The sequence below is a fragment of the Pseudomonas sp. NCCP-436 genome, from assembly GCF_019656335.1.
Taxonomy (GTDB): domain Bacteria; phylum Pseudomonadota; class Gammaproteobacteria; order Pseudomonadales; family Pseudomonadaceae; genus Aquipseudomonas.
Genome location: NZ_BPLZ01000013.1, coordinates 1 through 16917, shown reverse-complemented (window position 1 = coordinate 16917; position 16917 = coordinate 1). Strand labels below are relative to the sequence as shown.

Annotated in this window: 18 protein-coding genes; 9 read left to right on the top strand and 9 right to left on the bottom strand. The window is 60.5% G+C overall.

The genetic code is table 11. The annotated features are described in order from the left end of the window. Positions 1-385: 385 nt before the first annotated feature. The gene (locus tag NCCP436_RS13470) at positions 386-2089 is read right to left on the bottom strand and encodes an amidase (protein ID WP_220804514.1); all 1704 of its coding nucleotides are present in this window, start codon (positions 2087-2089) and stop codon (positions 386-388) included. 275 nt (positions 2090-2364) lie between these two features. On the opposite strand from NCCP436_RS13470, the gene NCCP436_RS13465 reads away from it, so the two are divergent. Next, positions 2365-2859 (top strand): SprT family zinc-dependent metalloprotease, encoded by a 495-nt coding sequence (locus NCCP436_RS13465; RefSeq protein ID WP_220804513.1) that lies wholly within the window; start codon positions 2365-2367, stop codon positions 2857-2859. A 3-nt stretch (positions 2860-2862) separates the two neighbouring features. Here NCCP436_RS13465 and NCCP436_RS13460 read toward each other — a convergent pair whose 3' ends face one another. Further along, on the bottom strand, positions 2863-4044 hold the full coding sequence (locus NCCP436_RS13460) for a CaiB/BaiF CoA-transferase family protein (protein ID WP_220804512.1): 1182 nt from the start codon (positions 4042-4044) through the stop codon (positions 2863-2865). Positions 4045-4239: 195 nt separating this feature from the next. Here NCCP436_RS13460 and NCCP436_RS13455 point away from each other — a divergent pair, with 195 nt between their 5' ends. Beyond that, positions 4240-5238, top strand: coding sequence for an AraC family transcriptional regulator (locus NCCP436_RS13455; RefSeq protein WP_220804511.1), 999 nt, complete (start codon positions 4240-4242; stop codon positions 5236-5238). 65 nt (positions 5239-5303) lie between these two features. Here the strand turns inward: NCCP436_RS13455 and NCCP436_RS13450 are convergent, their stop codons facing one another. The 4 genes from NCCP436_RS13450 to NCCP436_RS13435 form a co-directional block, all read right to left on the bottom strand. After that, a complete protein-coding gene (locus tag NCCP436_RS13450) occupies positions 5304-6683 on the bottom strand; it encodes an ATP-binding protein (protein ID WP_220804510.1) in 1380 nt (459 codons plus the stop codon). Continuing rightward, positions 6683-7360 (bottom strand): response regulator transcription factor, encoded by a 678-nt coding sequence (locus tag NCCP436_RS13445; RefSeq protein ID WP_220804509.1) that lies wholly within the window; start codon positions 7358-7360, stop codon positions 6683-6685. The genes NCCP436_RS13450 and NCCP436_RS13445 overlap by 1 nt, the downstream gene beginning before the upstream one ends. Positions 7361-7470: 110 nt before the next feature. After that, on the bottom strand, positions 7471-8643 hold the full coding sequence (locus tag NCCP436_RS13440; RefSeq protein WP_220804508.1) for an MFS transporter: 1173 nt from the start codon (positions 8641-8643) through the stop codon (positions 7471-7473). 221 nt (positions 8644-8864) lie between these two features. Continuing rightward, positions 8865-9341: a TlpA disulfide reductase family protein gene (locus NCCP436_RS13435; RefSeq protein WP_220804507.1), complete on the bottom strand. Its 477-nt coding sequence runs from the start codon at positions 9339-9341 to the stop codon at positions 8865-8867. Positions 9342-9371: 30 nt separating this feature from the next. On the opposite strand from NCCP436_RS13435, the gene NCCP436_RS13430 reads away from it, so the two are divergent. Continuing rightward, a complete protein-coding gene (locus tag NCCP436_RS13430) occupies positions 9372-10781 on the top strand; it encodes a PilZ domain-containing protein (RefSeq protein WP_220804506.1) in 1410 nt (469 codons plus the stop codon). 123 nt (positions 10782-10904) lie between these two features. Further along, on the top strand, positions 10905-11297 hold the full coding sequence (locus NCCP436_RS13425; protein ID WP_220804505.1) for a hypothetical protein: 393 nt from the start codon (positions 10905-10907) through the stop codon (positions 11295-11297). Positions 11298-11721: 424 nt separating this feature from the next. Here NCCP436_RS13425 and NCCP436_RS13420 read toward each other — a convergent pair whose 3' ends face one another. Then, entirely contained in the window at positions 11722-12993 is a 1272-nt protein-coding gene (locus tag NCCP436_RS13420; protein WP_220804504.1) for a virulence factor BrkB family protein, read from the bottom strand. 123 nt (positions 12994-13116) lie between these two features. On the opposite strand from NCCP436_RS13420, the gene arsC reads away from it, so the two are divergent. Genes arsC through NCCP436_RS13405 form a run of 3 tightly spaced genes read left to right on the top strand, consistent with a single transcriptional unit; the run spans position 13117 to position 14476 of the window. Beyond that, the gene (gene arsC, locus NCCP436_RS13415; protein ID WP_220804503.1) at positions 13117-13470 is read left to right on the top strand and encodes an arsenate reductase (glutaredoxin); all 354 of its coding nucleotides are present in this window, start codon (positions 13117-13119) and stop codon (positions 13468-13470) included. Then, positions 13467-14063, top strand: a complete 597-nt coding sequence (wrbA, locus tag NCCP436_RS13410; protein WP_220804502.1) for an NAD(P)H:quinone oxidoreductase — start codon at positions 13467-13469, stop codon at positions 14061-14063. The genes arsC and wrbA overlap by 4 nt, the downstream gene beginning before the upstream one ends. A 2-nt stretch (positions 14064-14065) precedes the next feature. Next, complete coding sequence (locus NCCP436_RS13405) at positions 14066-14476, top strand: DUF2069 domain-containing protein (protein ID WP_220804501.1); 411 nt, start codon at positions 14066-14068, stop codon at positions 14474-14476. Positions 14477-14589: 113 nt separating this feature from the next. Here the strand turns inward: NCCP436_RS13405 and hda are convergent, their stop codons facing one another. Then, positions 14590-15294, bottom strand: a complete 705-nt coding sequence (gene hda / locus NCCP436_RS13400) for a DnaA regulatory inactivator Hda (protein WP_220804500.1) — start codon at positions 15292-15294, stop codon at positions 14590-14592. Positions 15295-15460: 166 nt separating this feature from the next. Next, on the bottom strand, positions 15461-15787 hold the full coding sequence (locus tag NCCP436_RS13395) for a hypothetical protein (protein ID WP_220804499.1): 327 nt from the start codon (positions 15785-15787) through the stop codon (positions 15461-15463). Between the two features lie 457 nt (positions 15788-16244). Between NCCP436_RS13395 and NCCP436_RS13390 the strand changes: the two genes are divergently transcribed. Both NCCP436_RS13390 and NCCP436_RS17875 read left to right on the top strand, forming a co-directional pair. Further along, a complete protein-coding gene (locus NCCP436_RS13390; RefSeq protein WP_220804596.1) occupies positions 16245-16460 on the top strand; it encodes a helix-turn-helix domain-containing protein in 216 nt (71 codons plus the stop codon). 297 nt (positions 16461-16757) lie between these two features. Continuing rightward, a partial coding sequence (locus NCCP436_RS17875) for a DUF5447 family protein (RefSeq protein WP_220804595.1) occupies positions 16758-16917 on the top strand: 160 nt, incomplete at its 3' end.

Genomic DNA, 16917 nt, shown 5'->3' with positions numbered 1-16917 from the left:
ACAGGGGCTCTGGGTAAGTGTGCGGCATTCTAGCGACAGGCAGTGAGGTGATATTTCCTCAATGCGACAAGTAATTACAGAAGCACAGGATGCGCCGGGCGCAGATATTGACAGCCCCGAAAACAAATGATCAAGAGAAAAAGACTAAAACAGATAACAAAAGCAATATACAGGCCACAGAATACAAACCACCGGTATTTCAAGGCCTGCAGCCGGATTTCAAAGCTGCCTAGCAGCCTCGGATCGTGCGCCCGTGTTTCCAAATCGCCCATGCTGACGGGCAGTGTTACCTATTTCAGCGCATAAGCGTGCCGGGTTACTGCCCAGCACGCAGTCCAGACTGGACTTGAGCATGAAGCCCGCCCGGAGGGCAGGGCCTGAACGGTCAGCTCAGCGGCGGCGTGCGCGGCGGGATCGTGCGGCGATTGCCGGTGGACTCGAAGGCTGCAGCCATTTGCAGCAGAGCCGAGTCGTCGTATGCCCGGCCGGCAAAGGTCAGGCCTACCGGCATGCCGATATCGGCCATCACCCCCATCGGCACCGTGACGGTGGGCACGCCCAGATGGCGAATCGCCAGGTTGCCGTTGGCCACCCACACACCATTACTCCAGGCGATATCGTTGGATACCGGGTTGACGTCGGAATCGGCTGGAGCCACATCAGCTACCGCTGGGAACAGCACAGCGTCAAGGCCAAGCTTGTCCATCCAGTCCTCGAGGTCGAGCTTGCGGGTCTTCTCCAGGCCACGCAGACCATCCGGCACCGTGGGAATCTGATCCCAGGGTTTGATGCCGCGCTTGGCCATATTGACGTACTCGTCCATGCCGGCGGCCAGATCCCCCTCACGGTTGGGCAGAGTGCCCGGTTCATGAGGAAAAATCTGCGACCCGTCGACATCGGCCAGGCGATTGAGATTCGGATCACCATTGGCCCGCAGGAAGTCGTCAAAAGCCCAGCCGCTGAGTTCCCACAGCTCGTCATGCAGGAACTCGGGGCTGACAATGCCACGGTTGTAGACAGTCGGCGCGCCGGGACGATCACCCTCGCAATTCGACACCAGCGGGAAGTCCACCTCCACCACCTCTGCACCAGCGGCCTCCAGAGCCTGCCGCGCTGCCGCCCACAGCTCGATCACTGTAGGCCGGGTATGGATGCGCTGACCGGTCGGACCACCGATCCCCGGATTTTCGCTGGTACCGGCCTGCTCATCCTTGTTGATGAACATTTTCGGCACACCCAGACGCTTGCCGCGAAGCGCTTCAGCAGAAGCCTGCAACTGCAAGTAGGACTCGGGCCGCACTTCCGAGGCTTTGGGAATCGGCACCCAAGGCTGCATGCGCCAGAGGTCGCCACGGCTATCCGGGTCGTCGGCGACTATCACCTCCAGCACCTCCAGCAGGTCGGCCATGGTTCTGGCATAGGGAACTACCACGTCCATGGTCGGCGTCAGCGGCCAATTACCACGGATGGATATCACCCCACGTGACGGAGTGTAAGCACACAGTCCGTTGTTCGAGGCCGGCCCACGGCCGCTCGACCAGGTTTCCTCGGCCAGACCGAAAGCGGCGAAGCTGGCAGCCGTGGCAGTACCCGCGCCATTGGAGGAGCCGGAAGCAAACGGCGCGGTCAGATAGTCTGCGTTATATGGACTCTCGGCACGACCATAGACGCCACGCTGCATGCCGCCATTGGCCATCGGTGGCATGTTGGTCTTGCCCAGGCAGATGGCGCCGACGGCGCGCAGCCGCTCGATAGTGAAGGCGTCGCGCTGCGCTACCAGATCCTTGAAAGCCGGGCTGCCGGAAGCCGCCGTGAGCCCCTTGACCAGGTAACTGTCCTTGGCGGTGTAGGGAATGCCGTCGAGCGGCCCCAGAGTCTCGCCACGGGCACGCCGCGCATCGGAAGCCTCGGCCTCCTTCAGCGCATCGGGGTTGCGCACCACCACGGCATTGAGCCGGGTCGGCGTGTCCGGTCCGTCGTAGGCATCGATACGGGCCAGATAGGCCTTGACCAGCTCGACCGCCGTGGTACGTCCGGACTCTAGCGCGGCACGCAACTCGGCAATGGAAACTTCGGTTACCTCGATCATGGTGTCATCACTCGCAGGTGGCGGACCGCTAATCTCGCGGCCCGGATACGAAAACGGCGCCTTCTTGCCCTGCACCAGGCGCAAGCGGCTGAGTCGGATGATACATCCCGCTGCAGCCTTTCAGCAGCCTGCCGGTGAGGGGTCAACACTCATCCTTCGATCCTGGCTGCAGTCTGCTTGTACCGGTTGACTCTGGCCCTGTCGCGCAGCGACTGAAGCCTGCAGGAGCAAACGGCTTGCGGCATAATCGGTTAGTCATCAACCAGTGCCTGCCCATGCCTGAACTGCTCCATGCCCGCGTCGAGGCCTGCTATCAGTTGGCCGAAAAATTCTTCCAGCAGCCTTTTCCCCGCCCGCAAGTGAGCTTCCGGCTGCGTGGGCAGAAGGCCGGAGTGGCACACCTGACGGAAAATCTGCTGCGTTTCAACCTGCAGCTTTACCGCGAGAACCGTGAGGACTTCCTGCGTCAGACAGTGGCCCATGAAGTGGCGCATATGGTTGCCCATCAGTTGTTCGGCCCGCGCATCCGCCCCCATGGTGAGGAATGGCAACTGATCATGCTCGGGGTCTTTGAGCTACCAGCACAGCGCTGCCACAACTACGAAGTAGCACGCCGTCAGGCGAACCGCTTCATCTATCGCTGCGCCTGCCCCGACGGCGAGTTCCCCTTCTCCGCTCAGCGTCACCGGCTGGTTGCCGAGGGACGGCGCTACTACTGCCGGCGCTGCCGGACAACGCTGCAGTTCACCGGTCAGCAGCGCCTGGACTGAGCCCTAGCCAAACACCCGTGCCGCCCGCAACGCTGCGATCCGCTCGGCATCGTAGCCCAGCTCCGCCAACACCTGCTCAGTATGCACCCCTACTGCCGTGCCAGTATGCCGAGGCGGCGGCAGACCTTCAGAGAACTTCAGCGGGCAAGCCAGTTGGGGTTGCGCCTGCCCCCCCTCGCGCGGCACCTGTACCACCAGCTGACGCGCCCGGATCTGCGGATGCTCGACAGCCTCGGACAGCGGCAACATGGGTTCGACACAGGCATCAAGACCAGCAAAACACTGCTGCCAGTCAACAAAGTCGCGCTTCTCAAATTCTATGGCGATCTCATACTTGAGTGCCCGTTGATCCTCAGGCTTGGGCGACAGGCCACGGGCGACCAGCTCCGGTCGGCCGATGGCAGCGCAGAACGCCTGCATAAACTGGGGCTCCAGACTACCGACGGAAAACCAGCGGCCATCGCGAGTCCGGTAGTAGTCGTAGAAACTGCCGCCATTGAGCACCTGATTTTCCATCTCCGGCTCCACACCGGCGGCCAGATAGCCGGCACCGGCCATTCCATGCAGGCTGAAGGCGCAGTCTGTCATGCTTACGTCGACCTGCTGCCCGCGACCGCTGACCTGACGCTGCACTACTGCAGCCAGCAGACCGATCACCCCGTGTAGCGAGCCGCCGGCCAGGTCGGCCAGCTGTACGCCCAGCGGCAGCGGTCCGCTATCGCGACGGCCGGTATAACTGGCAATACCGGACAGCGCCAGGTAGTTGATGTCATGGCCGGCGCGTTCCCGATAGGGCCCGCTCTGCCCGTAGCCAGTGATCGAGACATAAATCAGCCGCGGATTGATCTCCTTGAGCGCCTCGTAGCCCAGGCCCAACCTGTCCATCACACCCGGGCGAAACTGCTCCAGCACGATGTCGTAGTCGAGTATCAGTTGCCTGACGATCTCAACCGCCTCGGGACGCTTCAGGTCGAGGGCGATACTACGCTTGTTCCGGTTGAGGTAGGCATGGCTGGTGGAAGTGCCGCCCTCGTGTGGAGGTAACACACGAACCAGATCCATACGGGTGGGGGATTCCACCCGCAGCACCTCGGCCCCCATATCGGCCAGCAACAATGAGGCAAACGGCCCGGGCAGCAGGGTGGAGAAGTCAAGTATCTTCAAAGAGGACAGCGGTCCGGACATGATGACTCCTGTGGCACAGATGGGAAGCAGGCCGCCTGGACGACGGTTCAACATGCAGGGTAGGTGCGCCAGTGCAGATGCCTCAATGACCCATGCGCTCACACCAGGTTGACCCTTTCGCCCAGGTCTGGCCTGATCTTGTTGTCCAGGGCAGGCACTGGCTACCATCGCCCTTCTCCCTCGACGAGTCTGGCCATGCGCGAACGCACCATCTCCAGCCATTTCGTCCGCGCCGCGTTGCGTGGTGCACAACGCCGCAACCTGCCCTGTGAAACCATCCTGCGCGCAGCCGGCATCCAGGCGGCAATACTCGACGAACCCAGGGCCCGCATTGCCCCCGAACAGTTCGCCCGGCTAATCCAGCTGCTCTGGGAGGCGCTGGACGACGAATACCTGGGTTTCGGTCGCCAGCCCAGCAAGCGCGGCACCTTTGCCATGATGGGACACGCCATCATCCACTGCCACAACCTGGAGAAGGCGCTCGCCCGCGGCGCCCTGTTCTATGGACTGTTTCCGGATGCCCCAGGCATCCGCCTGCAGCACGAGGGCGACTGGGCACGTCTGAGCGTGGACGGCAGTGCCCTTTGGGATCCGGATCATTTCCTCCAGGAAAGCCTGCTAGTGATATGGCACCGTCTCGGCAGCTGGCTGATCGGCCAACGCATCCACCTTGAGGAAGCCACCTTCACCTATCCCGAGCCGGCTCATGCCCGCGAATACGAACTGCTGTTCCCCTGTGTCCGACGCTTTTCCGCCGGCAGCACCAGCCTACTGTTCCACGGTCGCTACCTGTCCATGCCGCTGCTGCAGGACGAACGCACGCTCAAGCAGTTTCTCCAGCACTCGCCGGCGGATCTGTTGGCTCGACCGGACGGTGGCAACAGTCTTACCAGCCAAATCCGCCGTCTGCTCGGGCGCGACTGCCGTACCTGGCCGGATCTGGAGCGGGTTGCCCAGCAACTGCATATGAGCCCACAAACACTGCGCCGGCACCTGCGCGAGGAAGGCACCAGCTTCCAGGAACTGAAGGATCACCTACGCCGTGACCTGGCCATCTATCACCTGGGACGTGACGAGTTGGCAATCCAGGTCATCGCCGAACAGCTAGGCTTCTCCGAACCGTCGGCCTTTCACCGGGCTTTCAAGAAATGGACCGGGCTGACGCCTGGCACCTACCGGGCACAGGAAGGCTGAACGGAACCAGCACGCCATACTCGCAACAGCCTACGCTCAGGCTCCGCGATTCTGGAGCCATGGCATCAGTCATACAGCCGTAGACGGAAGCAGGCGCCTCCCAGTTCGGAGTCACCCAGGCTCAGCTCACCGTCGTAACTGTCGACAATGTCTTCCACCACGGCCAGGCCGATTCCCTGGCCGGGGTTCTGTTCATCAAGCCGCTCGCCACGCTTCAACACCCGTGCGCGCTGATCAACTGGAACCCCCGGGCCATCATCCTCGATGGTGAGCAGGCAGCCACCTGCCAATGGTTGCAGGCGCACGCGCACCTGCCGTAGACACAGGCGGTAGGCATTTTCCAGCAAGTTGCCGAGCAGCTCCATCAGCGCACCACGCTCCATACTGACCTGGCTATGCTCTGGCACTTCCAGCGTCGCCACCACGCGCTTGTCGCGATATACCTTGTCCAGCGAGCGACACAGACCATCAAGCAACGGCAGTACCTGCTCACGATGACGTACCAGTCCGCTGCGGCGCAGACTGGCTCGCTGCAACTGATAACCGACCTGCTGACTCATGCGCTCGATCTGTGACTGCATCAACTGGGCCTGCTCGCGGGTCTCCGGCTGTAGCGTCAGGGTCTCGCCCACCCCCTGCAACACACTAAGCGGGGTCTTGAGGCTGTGAGCCAGGTCTTCCAGGGAGTCGCGATAGCGCTCGCGCTGGCGGCGCTCGCTGTCCAGCAGACGGTTGAGCGAATTGGTCAGACGCAGCAGCTCACGCGGGTGGTCGTCACTCAACCTTTGACGGGTGCCGGCCTCTATCCCGTCCAGTTCATCACTGAGACCGCGCAGGCTGCGAAATCCCCAGGTCAGGCCGAACCACAGCAATCCCAGCAGCACCAGCAAGGCGATACCCAGCCAGAAACGCAGTTTCCAGGCGAAGTCGTCGAAAAGCTCCTGGTACTCCCGCGTCGGCTGCATGGTGACGATGCTCAGTGCCGTCGCATCGCCGCGCAGCAGATCCACCTCGATGTCGTAGACGAAGTATTCCTGCCCGTCAGCATTGCGAAAACGTATAAACAGGTGGCCGCGACCGTCATAACGCGGCTGATAGTAGACATGCTCGTCGTGGGAAGATCGCGAACGCCAGAGCAGCCTGCCCTCATGATCGAAGATGAAACCCAGCAGGTGGGAGTCAAGGTTATCGAACTCCTCGGCCGGCATCTTTTCGGGCATACGCAACTGGTCATTATGAATCCGCGCAGCGGAAATCAGCGTGGCGGCATCAGAAGCCAGACGCTTTTCCACCGTCTGCTCCAGCGTCACGAGGAACATGCTCTGCAACACCGGCATCAACAGCAGCATGAACAGCATCGCCAGCCCCGCACTGACCAGCATCAGACGCAGTCGCAGGGAAGCCAGGCGAATGCGCAGCCGGCACAGGACAGCTCGCCCCCCCATTACTTGCAGCGCTCGTTGAACAGGTAGCCCTGGCCCCGTACCGTTTCGATGGGTTTACTCCCCAATACGGCCTCAAGCTTGCGCCGCAGGCGGCCAACCAGTACTTCAATCACGTTCGGATCGCGCTCTTCGTCACCCGGGTAGAGCTGCTCCATCAGTCGCTCCTTAGCCACCACCTGTTGATGATGCAGCATCAGATACTCAAGAATCCGGTACTCGTAGGCCGTCAACTGCAACGACTGGCCATCCACCTGCGCCTGCTTGCGATTGAGATCCAGCACCAGGCGCCCAGCTTCGATAGTCGACTTGGTAAAGCCCGAAGAACGCCGCAACAAGGCGTTCAATCGTGCCTCCAGTTCCTCAAACTGAAAGGGCTTGACCACATAGTCATCGGCGCCACAGGACAAGCCTTCGACCTTGTCCTGCCAGTTACCACGCGCAGTGAGAATCAGGATCGGAAAGGTCTTTTCTTGGCTGCGCAGCTCGCGGATCAGATCGATACCGCTCATGCCCGGCAGGCCGAGGTCAACCAGTGCCAGGTCGTGGTTGAAGGACTCGGCCCGGTACAGAGCCTCTTCAGCGGTACGCACGGCATCCACAACGTGCCCCTTCTCACTGAGGCGAGTGAACAGATGATGGCGCAGCAGCGCCTCATCCTCCACCACCAGCAATTTCATGTCTGTTCCCCTTCAACTTCTGTTATCGGTTGCGGGCCGGATCGGCCATACGTCTTTCAACAGACTACTGAATCCGTGCTGAACCCCGCTTGAACCGCCGGCAATTGCATTTACAGACGCCGTACCAGAGCCGCTGCAACAACGAACAGTGAAGTCAGCACACCCAGTAACGGCAACCAGCCAGCATGCTCCCAGACGTAGCCGCCAACGTAGCCCACGAAGCTGGAACCCAAGTAGTAAGAGCATAGATACAACGCCGAAGCCTGCGCCTTGGCACTTTTCGCATGAGTGCCGATCTGCCCGCTGGCCACTGCATGTGCCGCAAAAAAGCCAAGGGTGAACAGCGCCAGCCCGGTCACTGCCAGCCCCAGCCAGGGCGTGGCGCACAGGGCGACGCCCAACAGCATCAGAGCAATAGCGCCATACAGCACTGGACGCGCGCCAAGGCGTGGAACCAGACGGCCGCCCCATCCGGCGCTGAAGATGCCCAGCAGGTATACACTGAACAACAGGCCGATGGTGGTGGCCGAGAGGTTGAAAGGCTCGCCAGCCAGACGAAAGCCCACATAGTTGAACAGCGCAACGAAGCCTCCCATCAACAGAAAGGCCAGTACAAACAGCACACGCAGTTGTGGATTGTCCAGATGCAGCAGGAAGTTGCGCGACAGACCTCGCAGCGACAACGGCTGAGCGGTGAAATGCCGTGACGGCGGCAGCAGCCAGAGGAATATCAGCAACGCCAGCAGTCCGAGCACAGCGATACCGCCAAGCGCCCACGTCCAGCCGCCAAGGTCACTGAGCATGCCAGCCAGCAAGCGACCGAGCAGACCACCCAGCGCCGTGCCGCCAATATACAGCCCCATCGCCGCCGGCAATGCGTCCGGCTCGAACTCCTCACCGACATAAGCCATAGCCAGAGCTGGCAATCCACTCAATGCCAACCCGAGCAACGCCCGCAGCAGCAACAGACTACTCCACTCCTCAACCAGCGCGCAGACAATCCCCAACAGCGCCGCCAGCCCTAGTGCTGCTGCCATTACCGGCTTACGCCCCCAGCTTTCCGCCAACGCCCCGGATACCAGCAGGCAGAGCGCCAGACTCATGGTCGTCAGTGACAGCACCAGGCTACTGCTGGCCGGGGATACACGAAAGTGCGCAGCCAGCAGCGGCAGCAGTGGCTGCACGCAATAGAGCATGGCAAAGGTGGCAAAACCGGCACAGAACAGCGCCAGAGTGGCGCGCCGGTAGCCGGCACTGCCTCGGCTGAGGTGGGAAGTAGACATCGGAGGAAGGCTCACGGCAGATGGTGCAAGGACAGGGAAATATTAGCACGCTATCGATATTGCTCGTCGGAGCAGCACCATTTACCCGCCGGAAAACAACCGATCTTATCCACTACAGATCACTGAACTTCACGGCGGCCGCCAATGAGAAGTCGCTCATGAAAAACGGCGGAACATCACCGGTACTTGAACCAAACAGACGGGGCAGTTGGCTGCACAGGCTATGGTCTGCGCAAGCGCTGAAGTTGCTCACGCAGACCGACCGCCGTCTGCTCGCCGAGCAGCCGCTCGCGCAGCCGGCCCTGCTGATCCACGATGTAGGTCACTGGTAGCACCTCGTTGTGCGGCAACCCCAAGCGTACGGCCGGATCCTCTGCCAACACGGTGAAGCGGATATCGAAGTCTTTCACCGCTCGCAGCAACGCCTCGCCCTGCAGACCATCGAAGTTCACTCCGATCACCTTCACCGGCTCCCCCCGCAGCTCTTCACTCAGGATATTGAGCTCGGGAATCTCCGTGCGGCACGGAGCACACCACTGAGCCCAATAATTAATGATCAGCCACTGGCCATCAAGACTGGATGCCGTTACCTTTCGTCCATACTGATCCGGACCGAAGTCCTCGCTGCATCCGTCCAGCAGCAGAACCACACAGAGGCCAAGAATGATCTTGCCGACACCCCGGAGCCGTAAACCCATGTACTCGTTCCTCGTCCATTCGGGATTGATATGACGCCGGATGCCCTGAGTCTTGAACTGCCTGATCTCTGTGAGGACAGCAACCTGTCCCGAGCCGAGGTTGCCAACCGACTCTCCGTAATTCGTCAATGCAGACCGGAAGACGGCCTGCAACTGCTACTCGAACTACTGATTTCGCTCAATCGCAGCCAACTGACCTTACTGGAAAGACAGCGGCTGCTGCAAAACCTCTGCGACGAGTATCGCCGCTACATGGCCCGACTGAGCGAAGATACTCGTCATTGTCACGCTCTCCTTGGGCTGTGCGGAGAAATGGCAACAGGCTTCAAGCGACTGGCACAGCAAGTGCTGCAGGGACGCCGCCCCTCGGTTCCGCACCTGGCCTGGTGCTTCTACATGGCCCTGCACTTCCTCGCCCGGCAACTGCTGCTTCATTACCAGTGCTATCAGGAGCCGCCAGCGTCACTCTGGCGCGACAGCCACCGGCTGTACTGGCTGGGCGAACAGCAGCAATGTCTGGATGAGCCGGTTGCAGCCGCCTTCCAACCCAGCCCGGCGGGAACGCTGCGCGGACTGTATCAGCAGATGTTGCTACTGGCTCTGAGCAACCCCTTCCATCTGGCCGAGGGCGAGATTTCTCAGCTGTTTGCAGCCCTGGCTCCCCATGCAGCCCTGGCCAGACTACTCCCCTGGGACAACGGCGATGAAGACGACGCTCTGCTGATCGATCTCACCAGTGATCGCGCCTTTCTGGCCCGTGCTGAGGCAGGCGGAGGCGAAACCGATGCCGGCACGCTGCGCTGTTTCGAGCCGGGCGCCCTGCTGGTCGCCCTTGGCGAGCCGGCACCGCTGCAGAGTCAACACGAAATACAACTGCTGGAGCGGGTTTCCCGCCATTGGCAGGGACGGGAGCAACGCCGCCACGAACGCACCGAAAGCGTCTCGCGCTGCACCCTGGTGGCCGGGCTGACGGAGATCCATGCCCACCTGCTGGACAGCGGGCCGAAGACAGGCGAAGCGCGCATCCTCGACGCCAGCCCTGGCGGCGCACGATTGCTCTATACCAAGGATGCAGGCGCCGACTTGCAGATCGGCCAGTTGGTACTGCTCAATGGCAGTTCCCGGTTTCTGGGCCTGATTTGCTGGCGCTACCAGGGACAGGCCGGTCTGCATCTCGGCCTGCGCTACCTCAAGGGTCTGCCACGTCCGGTATGGTTGCGGCGGGCACCCGCTGCCCAGGCCCATCCGGGTATTCTGCAGAGCACCCCAGAGCCGGGAAATGGCTGGCATCACGGCCTTTGGCTGCCCAACGACCAATTCGCTACTGGCGAAGCACTCTGGCTGCAGATGGCCGATCACAGTGCCGGCACCCGACTGTCACTGCCCGAAAGCAATCTGAAAACACCCACCGTGACCCGCCATCCCCTGCTGCTGAGCTAAGTCGCCCGCAAGTCGAAACTGCGACCCCTATCACGCGCCCTAGCTGTCGAATGCACAGTTTCTTCCAAGATTGCCTGCATATAATTTCTACCACTGACGTTTCACCCAGCCTGGATTTCCACCATGTCTCAAGCGCAAGACAAACTGATCGGCTCGGTGCCCACACGCATCGTCAATGGCGCTCGCCTGTCAGTCACTTCTTATGACGGCCGCGTGGCCGAATTCAACATCGCCGTCTGGCTGCAACTCCCGGGCCTGGCCGACTTGCCGGTGTCGCTGCTGGTGACCTACCGTGACGGCGACAAACGCCGCGAAGTCAGTGTGGATCATGGCAAGGTCAATGCCCACGGCAAGATCCTGCTGTCCGGCATCGCCAGCCTGCCGGTACGCCAGAAAGTTGAGGACATGCAGGTCTATCTGCGCTCGGAAGTCCCGCCGCACAGCGTAGTGGTCGAGGAGTTCTTTGTTCAGGCCGTCGAACAGGCCACGGACGACAGCCGCCAGGCCCTGGCCTGAGGCTCACCCCGCCGAGGTATCGATCCCGCGCGTCATTCGCGGGGCTTTCGTTTCTACCCTGAAGAAACACCAGAGCCGGACGAGGACACTGGCGCTACAAGCTCCTCGTCCCGGACACGTTGCTCGGAAGACACCTGGTCGAGCAGTGACTCAGGCCAGCGCGCAAAGCTCAATCCCGTGATGCGATTGAGGCGTGTCAGTGCTTCCTGGGGGGCACGCTGGTGAAGATAGATCACGCGTTTTTCGATCGTCATGACTGCTGGATTCCCTGACGAGACCTGAGCTGGTGGCAGAGCGATGGCAACTAACTAACACTTAGCGAGAAACGTGCCACCCTCTGCAACGACCGAATTCCCGGGATTTACTCTCCGGACATTTGCCCTGACCGATCAGACCAGCGCCTAAAAATGACAATTTTTGTCAGCTAATAGTCAAGCTCATCCCGGCTGTACGCCCTATCATCTGCGACAGCAATCGGCACCTCCGGGCCCGGCAGCCAATCGGCCAGGCTCTGACCGAACAGCGCCTCACGCTCAACCTGCATGTGCTCCAGCGCCTGACACAATGCCGGGTACCAGGGTTCCTCAAGCTGCTCAGGCAACTGCGACAGGCTCGGCAGTGGCCAGGGACTGCGCTCTAACAGCTGATGCAGGGACAACTGATGCAGGTCGCGACACAACACCCAGCCTTCGTGACCAGTTCGGCAGACAAAATTCTCATCCTCGAGAAAGGTCATCACCGCGCTCCATTCTTCCTCCGGCAGGCGCCAACCCTGCCGCGGCAGATCACCATACTGCAATGCCTCTCCCTTCTGCTGGCAGCGCAGCAGCAGACGTAGAACCACCAGTACCAATAGCATTCGAGGCAGCGGCTGCCTACGCCAGTGACGCGGCTGGGACAATCCGTATACCAGTTCCGCTCCGATCAGCACGATCAGCCAGGACAGGTAGATCCACAGCAGAAACAGCGGTACCGAGGCAAAGGCACCGTAGATCAGGTGGTAGCCCGGAAACAGGCGCACATACAAGCCGAACAATGCCTTGGCCACTTCGAACAGGATCGCCGCAAACAGGCCGCCCAGCAGTGCATGACGCACCGGCACCCGAGTATTGGGAACTGCTGCATAGAGCAGAGTGAAAGCCGCGATGCTGAAAAATAGCGGTGAAAAACCCAGCAACAGACGAGCTCCTGCCAGCGCATCCGGACCGGAGATCAACGACAACGAGGTGATGTAGGTGCTAACAGCAAAGCCTGCACCAAGCAACATTGGTCCGAGACTGAGAATCGCCCAGTAGAGCAGGAAGCTGGACATGCCCCTACGCTGCTGGTGCACCCGCCAGATCACGTTGAAAGTCTTTTCGATGGTCACCAGCATGAGGAAGGCGGTGACCGCCAACAAGCCGACGCCAAACCAAGTCAGCTGCCGCGCCTGACTGGTGAACTCGCGCAGGTACTGCTGAACCGTCGCGCCAGTGGACGGTACGAAGTTACGGAAGATGAACGCCTGGATCTCCTCTCCCACCCCCTGAAAGGCGGGAATGGCCGAGAGCATGGCAAAGGTCACCGTCATCATAGGCACTACGGCAAACAGCGTGGTATAGGTCAACGCCGCCGCATTGCCGGCACCGCGGTTCTCCATGAAGCGCTGGTACAGACCGAGCCAGAATGTCACCAAATCCTTCAGACGATCGCGCATGTGCTTCCCCGACTCCTCAATCTCACAGACCGCATCACGCGTGAAAAAGTCGCACCATATTCACCTACTTCGGCGCACCAGGCGGTTAGAATAGCCGCCACTTCAAGCCGGATGCGAGCCACCATGACCGACCTGACTCTCTATCACAACCCGCGCTGCTCCAAATCCCGCGGCGCGCTGGAGCTGCTCGAAAACCGCGGCCTGCAGCCAACCGTCATTCGCTACCTGGAAACCCCGCCGAACGCGGACGAGCTGCGCACGCTGCTCGGCAAGCTGGGCATCAGCGCCCGCGAACTGCTGCGCAAAGGCGAGGACGAATACCGAGAGCTGGAGCTGGCTGACACCAGCCTCAGTGAAGCGCAATTGATCGAGGCCATGGTCAGCCACCCACGGCTGATCGAACGCCCGATTCTGGTCGCTGGTGACAGGGCGGTAGTCGGCCGGCCGCCGGAGAAGGTTCTGGAGCTGCTGGCATGAGCGCACCCTATATTCTGGTGCTCTACTACAGTCGCCACGGCGCCACCGCGCAAATGGCCCGGCAAATCGCCCGCGGCGTGGAGATGAGCGGGCTCGAAGCCCGCCTACGCACAGTGCCGGCGGTATCCACCGAGTGCGAGGCGGTTGCCCCCGCCGTACCGGAGGAAGGCGCCGTCTACGCGACGCTGGATGATCTGAAGCACTGCTCGGGCCTTGCCCTGGGTAGTCCGACCCGCTTCGGCAACATGGCGGCGCCGCTCAAATACTTCCTTGACGGTACCAGCAGCCTGTGGCTCACCGGTGAACTGGTCGGCAAACCCGCTGGAGTCTTTACCTCCACCTCCAGCCTGCACGGTGGCCAGGAAAGCACCCTGCTGTCGATGATGCTGCCACTGTTGCATCATGGCATGCTGCTCTGCGGCCTGCCTTATGCGGAAGCAGCCTTGCTCGAGACACGCGGCGGTGGCACGCCCTACGGCCCCAGCCACCATGCAGGCAGCGATGGTAAACGCCAGCTGGACGAACACGAAATCGCCCTGTGCCGCGCATTGGGCAAGCGCCTGGCACAAGTCGCCGGCAAACTGGAGCAGTGACCGTGGCCCGTACGAAAAAACCCTTGCCCAGCCTGGAATGGCTACAGCCCCGCCTGAAAATCAGCCGGGCCCTGAGCCTGTTCAGCTTCTTCGCCCTGCTGGCTCTGCTGCTGGGCTGGAACCTGCTGTTCGCCGACTTGCACGGCGCACGCATCGGTGTGGTACTGGCGATCCAGCTGGCCCCGCTGGCCCTGCTCGCGCCCGGCCTGCTGCTGGGCAATGCCCGTGCCCATGCCTGGACCTGCTTCGTAGTGAACATTTACTTCATCCAGGGCGTACTCGCGGCCATCGACCCATCGCGCGTCCTGTTCGGTATATTTGAAGCCCTGATTAGCTTCAGTCTGTTCTGCTGCGCCCTGCTTTATACCCGCTGGCGCTTCCAGTACGACCGTAAAAAGGCCGGGGAAACCTGATACGTCTGGCGCTGCTGTTCAGTCGGAACGGCAGCACCGCCTCCCACGGCGCACTGGCCGGCGCAATACCCTGTTGCACCTAACCGATTCACAGCAGGAAAAGGTGAAGCATGTTACCAGCCCAGGGTTTCCTTGAGGAAAGGGATGGTCAGCTTGCGCTGCGCCTGCAGGGAGGCCTGATCAAGGCGTTCTAATAGCTCGAACAGTGCACTCATGCTGCGCTCGCCACGAGTCAGGATGAAGCGGCCGACCTCGTCGCTCATCTGCAGCCCCCGACGCGAGGCGCGCAACTGCAGAGCGCGCAGCTTGTCCTCGTCGGACAGCTCGTGCAACTGGAAGACCAGCGCCAGAGTCAGCCGCGACTTGAGATCCGGCAGTTTGACCGGCAGCTCACGTGGCGAGACGGTGCCGGCCAGCAACAGACGCCGGCCACTGTCACGCAGGCGATTGAACAGATGGAAAAGCCCTTCCTCCCAGTCACTGCGCCCTGCCACTGCATCCAGGTCGTCAAGGCACACCAGCTCGCACTGTTCCAGGTTATCGAGCAACTCCGGACCATGCTCCACCACCTCGCCAAGCGGCAAATACACCACTGCCTCGCCGCGCTGCTCGAAACGCAGGCAAGCCGCCTGCAGAAGGTGACTACGCCCGACACCTTCCGCACCCCAGAGGTAGATCAGGCTTTCGGTCCAACCGGCATCAGCCTCGCACAGACGCTCGACATAGCCCAACGCCGCCGCATTGGCGCCCGGATAGTAGTTGGCGAAGGTAGCGTCATCGCGCAGACGCACCCCCAGAGGAAGCTGGATGGGTTTCATGCAGGGGGCTCGGAACTGCCGGTCTCTCCGTAAAGACCGGAAAGTTTATACCCTTCGCCTATGGGTGTCACTGCGGGTCTATTTTGTGTCAATTCAAGGGCTTAGGCGATTTAGCTGGGTCGATTAAGGGGCGGTCTGGGTCTTTGTTTTCGACACTTTTTCGACACTATTCCTTGTAGGTCTTTAGGATCGCTGCCGGTTTCCTGCTTGTGTCTCCTTTCTTCTGGCACTTCCCGTATATGTCTGCTCCTTCGCTGTCTCCGCGCGAATCTGCTGCTTGTTCGGCCATTACTTGTAGGATGAATGATGATGTATTGCAGTCGTCCAGGCTTTCGAATTCGGCTATCGCTATGCCGTCTCTATTGGGGTCGTGGCTAATTATCAGTAGCCAGTCTCTCTTAGGGTCTTTGAATAGCTTCTTTTCGGCGTCTAGGTTGTTTGCTGCTGCGGTATTGCATAGCAGTGCGGCCAAAATAACGGCTGCTTTATTCATCCTGTGCACTCCTTTGCCTAAACCAGCGTTCGGCTGCTTTCTTTGTTAATTCGATCCCGCGCTTTGACTGGGCAATTTTGAATTTGCTTCGTCGTAGTCGGGGCTTGTTTGTCCGCATTCCGGGTGTATCACACCGGCTGCCAGCCATAGCGCGTATTGGGGGAATACTTTCACCAGTACGTCTATTTCTTCGGTGCTTACCCGCACCGCTCCCTTGCTGACGTTGAGCCAGCGACTGTGCTCGGTTCCGCTGAGAGCGCTAAGTCTCTTTGGGCCGACCCTCTTGATTAATAGTCTAGCCCTATCGGCTGAGCTTTCCATATAGACAAATTTCACCAATCGATTTCAGGTCAATAGTTGACCTGACACTATGTCGCGTCAATAATTACCTCAGGTCAATTATTGACCTGATGGAACGCACCTCAACGACTCAAATAGTGCCGGAATGACCATGACAATGGAATTGGAATCCCTCGATCCGTCTCGCCTCATCGAGGTGCAAAAGGACGTAGAGCTAATAGAGCAATGGGCCGAGCGCAACGGCGTCACCTGCGACACGGCTCGCGCATGGGCTAAGCGCGGTGTTCTCCCGACTATCAAGCTCGGCAAGCGCCGGATGATCAATTGCGTCCAGTTCCGTGCGTGGCTTCTGGATCAGGAGTGGACGGCATGAATCCTCAAATTCTTCGGCGGCTGCTATCGCTGCTTACCGCTGTTCGGCTAGGTGATTTCCGTGATCAGTTTTCTCACGGTTTGCGTGTCGGGAGCTGCCTTGGGTTCTCTTCGGCGCTCTATGAGGCTGGCCTTATCACCCGCGAACAGGAATTCCTTTTGGATGACCTGGCTTTGAATGCTGGCTTTCACGCTGGCGAGCCTTTTCCTGCTGCCGCTAATGCTGGCCCTGTCATGCCGCTTAGGGTTGAGTTGGAGCGCAAACAATCGGTAAAGCTACCTGCGCAGGACTCGGCCAATGAAAAGCCTGAGCCAGTACCTGCGCCAACTCCACGCCGCAAACTGCGACTGCTCTGTGTGCTGGGTAAACCGCACCTGGGAACCGCCCAAGCCTGCTATCTCCCGATCCACACCATGCACCGAGTGCCGCCCCGCGCAATGGTCCAAGGTAAATGGTC

Coding starts and splice junctions, on each gene's coding strand:
- NCCP436_RS13450 (WP_220804510.1), bottom strand. CDS start 6,683: ATGGGGGGGCGAGCTGTCCTGTGCCGGCTGCGCATTCGCCTGGCTTCC.
- NCCP436_RS13465 (WP_220804513.1), top strand. CDS start 2,365: ATGCCTGAACTGCTCCATGCCCGCGTCGAGGCCTGCTATCAGTTGGCC.
- NCCP436_RS13455 (WP_220804511.1), top strand. CDS start 4,240: ATGCGCGAACGCACCATCTCCAGCCATTTCGTCCGCGCCGCGTTGCGT.
- wrbA (WP_220804502.1), top strand. CDS start 13,467: ATGAGCGCACCCTATATTCTGGTGCTCTACTACAGTCGCCACGGCGCC.
- NCCP436_RS13420 (WP_220804504.1), bottom strand. CDS start 12,993: ATGCGCGATCGTCTGAAGGATTTGGTGACATTCTGGCTCGGTCTGTAC.
- hda (WP_220804500.1), bottom strand. CDS start 15,294: ATGAAACCCATCCAGCTTCCTCTGGGGGTGCGTCTGCGCGATGACGCT.
- NCCP436_RS13435 (WP_220804507.1), bottom strand. CDS start 9,341: ATGGGTTTACGGCTCCGGGGTGTCGGCAAGATCATTCTTGGCCTCTGT.
- arsC (WP_220804503.1), top strand. CDS start 13,117: ATGACCGACCTGACTCTCTATCACAACCCGCGCTGCTCCAAATCCCGC.
- NCCP436_RS13445 (WP_220804509.1), bottom strand. CDS start 7,360: ATGAAATTGCTGGTGGTGGAGGATGAGGCGCTGCTGCGCCATCATCTG.
- NCCP436_RS13440 (WP_220804508.1), bottom strand. CDS start 8,643: ATGTCTACTTCCCACCTCAGCCGAGGCAGTGCCGGCTACCGGCGCGCC.
- NCCP436_RS13425 (WP_220804505.1), top strand. CDS start 10,905: ATGTCTCAAGCGCAAGACAAACTGATCGGCTCGGTGCCCACACGCATC.
- NCCP436_RS13390 (WP_220804596.1), top strand. CDS start 16,245: ATGGAATTGGAATCCCTCGATCCGTCTCGCCTCATCGAGGTGCAAAAG.
- NCCP436_RS13395 (WP_220804499.1), bottom strand. CDS start 15,787: ATGAATAAAGCAGCCGTTATTTTGGCCGCACTGCTATGCAATACCGCA.
- NCCP436_RS13430 (WP_220804506.1), top strand. CDS start 9,372: ATGACGCCGGATGCCCTGAGTCTTGAACTGCCTGATCTCTGTGAGGAC.
- NCCP436_RS13470 (WP_220804514.1), bottom strand. CDS start 2,089: ATGATCGAGGTAACCGAAGTTTCCATTGCCGAGTTGCGTGCCGCGCTA.
- NCCP436_RS13460 (WP_220804512.1), bottom strand. CDS start 4,044: ATGTCCGGACCGCTGTCCTCTTTGAAGATACTTGACTTCTCCACCCTG.